The organism is Rhizobacter sp. (assembly GCA_021153565.1).
GTDB lineage: Bacteria > Pseudomonadota > Gammaproteobacteria > Burkholderiales > Burkholderiaceae_C > Albitalea.
The window spans coordinates 1-5910 of the sequence record JAJKJU010000207.1; the positions used below are offsets into that span (position 1 = coordinate 1).

General features: G+C 57.6%; 6 protein-coding genes. All 6 read left to right on the forward strand.

The features are described from left to right. Positions 1 to 502: 502 nt before the first annotated feature. Positions 503 to 847, forward strand: coding sequence for a DCL family protein (locus AC30NL_RS12985; RefSeq protein WP_489464418.1), 345 nt, complete (start codon positions 503 to 505; stop codon positions 845 to 847). A 476-nt stretch (positions 848 to 1323) separates the two neighbouring features. Further along, the gene (locus AC30NL_RS12990) at positions 1324 to 2007 is read left to right on the forward strand and encodes a hypothetical protein (RefSeq protein WP_489464419.1); all 684 of its coding nucleotides are present in this window, start codon (positions 1324 to 1326) and stop codon (positions 2005 to 2007) included. After that, positions 2004 to 2678, forward strand: coding sequence for a DUF4145 domain-containing protein (locus tag AC30NL_RS12995; RefSeq protein ID WP_489464420.1), 675 nt, complete (start codon positions 2004 to 2006; stop codon positions 2676 to 2678). Before AC30NL_RS12990 ends, AC30NL_RS12995 begins: the two co-directional genes overlap by 4 nt. A 90-nt stretch (positions 2679 to 2768) precedes the next feature. Continuing rightward, positions 2769 to 3404 carry a hypothetical protein gene (locus tag AC30NL_RS13000; protein WP_489464421.1) on the forward strand — a complete coding sequence of 212 codons (636 nt, stop codon included), beginning with the start codon at positions 2769 to 2771 and terminating at the stop codon, positions 3402 to 3404. A 681-nt stretch (positions 3405 to 4085) separates the two neighbouring features. After that, positions 4086 to 5216 carry a hypothetical protein gene (locus tag AC30NL_RS13005; RefSeq protein ID WP_489464422.1) on the forward strand — a complete coding sequence of 377 codons (1131 nt, stop codon included), beginning with the start codon at positions 4086 to 4088 and terminating at the stop codon, positions 5214 to 5216. A 39-nt stretch (positions 5217 to 5255) separates the two neighbouring features. Continuing rightward, positions 5256 to 5525, forward strand: coding sequence for a PAAR domain-containing protein (locus tag AC30NL_RS13010; protein ID WP_489464423.1), 270 nt, complete (start codon positions 5256 to 5258; stop codon positions 5523 to 5525). Positions 5526 to 5910: the final 385 nt, after the last annotated feature.

Below are 5910 nucleotides of genomic sequence, written 5' to 3' on the forward strand. Positions count from 1 at the left end.
CGACCAAAACCTTACCCTTGGTTGAAGGTGCCTCGCGCACAGGCTCGCCGACATGTACAGAGGCATGGCCATGCGTAAGGTGCAAAGTAAGTGCCATTCGCTCTAGAGTCGTTCTTGGAGTTCGCGCGTCAGTGGCTCAGTTTCAAAGCGCCAAGACTCGTCACCGCCGTCGGTCGAATACAAAGTGACGTTCTTTTGCGGCACGGCATTCGACCCGGCAACTACACATTCTTCTGCAGCCAGCTGGAATCCTTGTTTATGAATCCGGTCGTCACAGCGCTTGAAGAATACGGCGTGCCCATCCAAATTGCGTCTCGCCTCGTACCCAAGCTGGGCGACCCCAAAACATTGGATGACGCATTGGACGGCCTTGCTAGACGTAGACCGGCCGAGTTCAGTGGACTCACCGTGTTCGAACAAGTTCTTATCGGCCCTTTATGCGCGACGCCGGCCGCACAGTAGACCTTGGATGAACGTTTGACGACTCCTGTTTGGAGGGAACATGGGCAAGGCGAAACCTATAACCCTAACGTCTGGCCGTCATTGGCCCAAGAAGGGCGATGCACTCGCTCACTTCAAGGACATGCTCAGCCGCTATCACGTAGGAGACCGAGTCAATGACCCGACTGATCACGAGGATCTCGCTGCGCTCCTTGCGGTCTATGACGCGGTGCTTGCAGCTGGCGAGCTAACCAAGGCCGGCAGCGGAGTCGGCCATTTCGAGAAGCGATGGGATATAGACCATCCTGGCCACACCTCGTGCTTCTTCGTCGTGCGAACAGATGGAACAAGCATCGACTTCAGCACGATAAAGGCGCTGGATGTCGCAGCGGGTAAAGCAAGCTGACCGTACGGAAACCTGATGGTCAGGATATCCATTGACGCTTCGTGGCGCAAACGACGGCTTTCATTGGTGTCGACGTGGGACAAGCTAAGAAGTCGGCTCATGGTTTCGTAGTAGCTGTTGGCTGCACACATCAGCGCTGCTATGGTTCCAAGACGATCCATCTGACTTGAGGCCAAACCGACGGCCAAGGCAGTATCTTTTCGTTAAAGTGGTTTTGTTGGGTGGTGACGGTGCTGGCAACCTGTAAAACTCTGCAGGTATGCGGCCAGGCTGCGCGCTGGTATCTTCGGCCGCAGAAATGATGACGAATAGTCGTTGGGCCGGGAACGCGAGGGCTGCATGCGGTGGTCCGGTCGGTACGTCACGACCTTGCCGCCCTTCGCGGCTTGCGACGGTGCGCCTTTTCACGATTTGGTTAGTACTGGATGAGACAGCCAACGTTCACGACGAAACTAGGTGATCTCACAATCAGCAACATGGCGCTCTTCAACCTATTCAAGCGACGTGAGGCGACGCCTCAGCAGCCGAAATCGGCGGATACCACGGTGGCGAAGCCGACTCCCGCGGATGAGGCGAGCGCCAAAGTCGTCTTTCAGCGTCCCGATCTCCTCGCAGATTGGGTCGAGAAACACTTCCTTGATGGTGTCCCAATCGAACGCGACTACGGTTTGCTTCCTAATGCAGACGCACGGCAGAGCCTGGAGATTACTCCGGAGCAACGCGATCGCTGCCTTGGTGAGTACTCCGTTCTTCGTGCGGCAGGCGTTTCACTCTTTGTCAGTCAAAACTACGACGACAACTTCTGGTTGATCTTTAACGATCGTCTTGTTCAATCGCTCAACAAGCGGCTGGACGAAATCCAGAGCAAGTTCAATCATGCACAAACGCGACGTGCCGTCGAGGACTATGTGACGGCCGGAAGAAATGCAGCTCCGGAAGAGATCGCCACGATATACATGCGGCGCATCTATGACGACAACCCAAATTTCATTCGCATGAAGGTGTCCGGCATTGGGAACATTGCCAATGACAATCTGCTCTCCAACTACGACATCTTTCGCGATGCGTACTGCCAAGTGATGCATGGGCTGAGCTACGAGACACTCAAGGCCCTAAGCGCAGCGGCAGCAAAAGACAGTGAGGCCTCTCAAAAGGTATGACAAAACAATTCGTGAACAATGTTCTACTTTCGCGCTTCGACGAACTCATTCATGAGGGCGAAGAGCGGTGGCGGGATTTTCAGAAGGACGAAAAGCGTGTGATCATGGACATTGTTGGCTTTGCAAAGTGGTCCACGAGCTGCCTAAACCTTCTCGACAAGCTCTCAATCTCAACCAATCGCTTTGTCACTCAATTCGAGGTATGGGCCGTTGGCGGACCTGGCAAGCAGATGAATATCGGGGGCGCGCTCGGTGTGCTCAAGTCGGCGAGGCACGAGTATTCTGGCGGCCTCGCTATCGAATACCAGCTTTCGGTCTCGGCCGCGGTCTTCAGCGGCCTTTTGGATGAAGCTACATACCTGTTCCAGAAAGGCTATACCCGAGCAGCTTCCGTCCTTCTTGGGGCTGCGCTCGAAGAGGGGCTAAAGGCCCGCGCTCGTGCAGTTCCACTTGCTTTGTCCCCACGAGATTCGCTTTCACCCGTTATCGCCAAACTGAAAGCCTCAGAGGTTGGCGTACTCACGGAGTTCGAAGCGAAGCGTCTTGAAGCAATCGCGCGCCTGAGGAACGACGCGGCGCACGGAGGAGAGTTTGTCTACGACGCCGCCACAGTTGAGTCGGCAATCAAAGAGGTCGAAGCAACGCTCGGAAGGCTGCTCAGTGCCGCCTGACCATTTTCTGAGTGGACACATGGGGGTGGCGCACGTTTCGGACAGGGCGCCTGTTGCTCAGTGTTACCTTTGGCCGCCATTCGAGTGAACATGCCCGCCTGGCTCAGTCTCGCAATATCGTGCTTCGCATTCGGTGTGTCAGTCATCACAGCATGGCTGACATTCTTTCGCAAGGGTCGCCTCGCCATGACGCAGCCAACAACGGTGTTTCTCGGCCCAGATGGGCCGATGTTCGACTTGGGTAAGAACAAGGTGTATTTGCGAACCCTGCTCTACAGCACGGCCAAACGCGGCCACGTCCTGGAAAGCCTTTACCTCACCCTACATCGCAACGACAGCAAACAGAATTTCAATGTCTGGGTCTATGGTGAGAAAGGCGACCTTCAAAGAGGGAGTGGCCTGTTCGTGCCTCAGGAAGGTGTTACTTTCAACCATCACTTCTTACTGCCCGAGGATGGCGCCAACTTTGCCTTTCTTCAAGGGGCGTACACGCTTTCTGTCTTTGCAAGGCTGGTCGGGCAGTGGGTATCAACAGAATTGGTGACGATCCGCCTGTCCATTAGCGAGTCTCAGGCCCAGTCGCTAAGCCAACCTCGCACGGGAATCTACTTCGATTACAGCCCTGATCAACAGAGCTACCACGCGCACTTGCAGCATCGTCCAAGAGTCGATCCGGAACAAGCGAAGCTGCTGCAAATGTTTCGCGACAAGGGAGTGGAGCTTTGAGGTGCATTCGAAGAAACGATTCGTACCCATAAAGGTGCAAATCCCAGAACGGAAACTTGCTCGACACTAAAATCCGCCTCCAATGCGAGATTTAGGTCAATGGTAGAAAGGGCGGCTTTCCCAAGCTGGGGATGCAGTTCGAATCGATTGCCGGCTCAGCGCTTCACTGCAGCCGGTTAGTGGCCGCATCGCCAACACCCGGATTGGGTCGTCAGTGCGAGTTCGCGTTCGTCAGGTGGCCTGATTACGCCGATCGTTGACAGCGCGTAACTCGGTGAACGTCAAGTTTCCAAGTGGAACGGCCCTACGCCAAAGGGATTGCCAAGGGCGGCTTCGTGCCGACGCCGTCATTCGGCAAGCCAAAGTCGAACGTCCGCACCCATTCTTCTGCTGACGTTCGCGTCTGCAAGTTGATCCAGCGTGTCATGTACGACTCCGACGCTGCAGTCGTATGGATTAGCGAATGCGCAAAAGTTCCAATTGACGATGCTCAACTGTCCATTACCGATCATTCGGCCAAGCGGCAGGCGAACGACAGTTTTTTGAAGTCCCCTGCTCCTCAGAGCCCGAACGCGAGTGACTCGGTTCAGGCTGCACCCGACGGTCAAGATGCTTTCCCGATCGTCAGCGTGCAGCTCCAGCACCAAGATGTAGTGTCCAACGGGGGGGCTATGGAGCGGTTTGTTTGGGTGCGGAGCCCTCTACACCAACCCAGACCTGCGCTTCCCCAACCTCGACAAGGTGCTTCCGCTTCCTCCCGCCCGCCTGCCGATGTGGGACGGCAAGAAAGAATCCCTGATCAACGCCGCCAAGGCGGTTGTGCCGGCGCCTGCCGCACCGCCCAAGCCCACATCCAGTCCCGCCTCGCAACGCACAGGCCGCGCCCACATCTCCGAAGGCTGGACGCTGCCCGACAAGCCGCAGATCGATGTGCGCGAGCAATACGAGTACACCAGCGCCCCCGAGACCGGCTACTACCTCGCTCAACTGATGCGCCCATCGACCGACCGTCATCACGCCTGGGACGCCGAGCAGGTGCCCATGCACTACAGAGCGCGCGAATCCTTCGACCGCACCCGCCCTGGTCTCAAGGACGAAGACGGGCGCATCGTCTTCCACTATCTCGGTCTGGCCGTGCCGATACCCAAGCCGGTCGCATTCGATGACCACCCCCTCGTGGCACGAAGCATCGCCCGCCACGTCGATGTCCCAGAACCCATTCAGCGCTGCAAGGGCCACAAGACGTGTCCGGCCACCGGCATATGGGCCGCCCAAGTGCCTGACGGACAGCCGCTGGCCCTTGTGTTCAACCAGTGGTACCGGCAGGCCTATGTGATGGAAGGCCAGAAGTTCCCTGATCCCAAGGCGCAACACCTGGACATCGAGACACGAGATGTCACTTGGTCGTGGCTCGGCCAAGCCAACGACCAGCGAAGCGAGGATGTGGTGTACCTCCGCGTTGACGGGCCGGCAGCAACGACAGCGGATGACGAAGCAGACGGCGACGCCGAAGCGAACAAGCTCATGTCCGCCCGACCCGGACAGCGCATCCCCTTGGGAGAACTGGTTGCCACAGGCCATACCTGCCCACAGACCGGCTGGTGGGAATGCGTGGACAAAGGCAAGGTGCAAGGCGACCGGCGCCAGTTCTTCCGCAGCGGCGAACTCATGCCGGATGCGGTGGTGCTGGGCAAGCCGACCACGTGGGAAAGGCTCAAAGGCGAGCAGCCTTTGTACATGACGGAAACGATGTGGAAGCTCGTGGAGCAACTCCCGCCGCAAGCGCCCACGGCTCCGGCGAAAGATGCATAGCCGGCTCATGCCCCGTCTACCTCTCACTTCCGTACCTCAATGACCAAGAAAGTCATCCGCGTGGGCGACCCGACCGACCATGGCGGCAAAGTGCTCTCAAGCGGCGCCCCGCAGTTCACTGTGGATGGCATCGCCGTGGCCCTCAAAGGCGACCTCTGCAGCTGCCCCAAGCGTGGCCACGACAACTGCACGATCGCGGAGGGCGACTCCGAGCACACCATCAACGGCATACCTGTTGCCTATGAGGGGCACAAGACGAGCTGCGGGGCGGCGCTGGTCAGCACGCTCGACAACTTCAGCAAGGGCTGAGAGGCACCCCTCTTCGCTCCCTTTCCCTCGGACCTGACCTTTACGCATGCTGGACACGCGGAAAGTTGCGCGTCTTTACTGGCTTTGACGACATTCTTTTGCAGTGATGTGAGTTTTCGACCGAAATCGATGTGAATGTCAGATGCATCAGGGGGGATTGGGGTGATTTTTGAGAGACCCCTCACCCCAACCCTCTCCCCCCGCCGGGGGAGAGGGAGCCGAAATGCGTTACTTCGAAGCGGGCCACATCGAACTGGCCTGCATTGCTCCCTCGCCCCTTCGGGGAGGGCTGGGGTGAGGGGCCTGGGCCTCTGAGCAAACATGAACTTGTCATGCGTCAACCCCGCCTTCTTCAAACCTCGTAGGGGAAAAATTTGCTCCAACG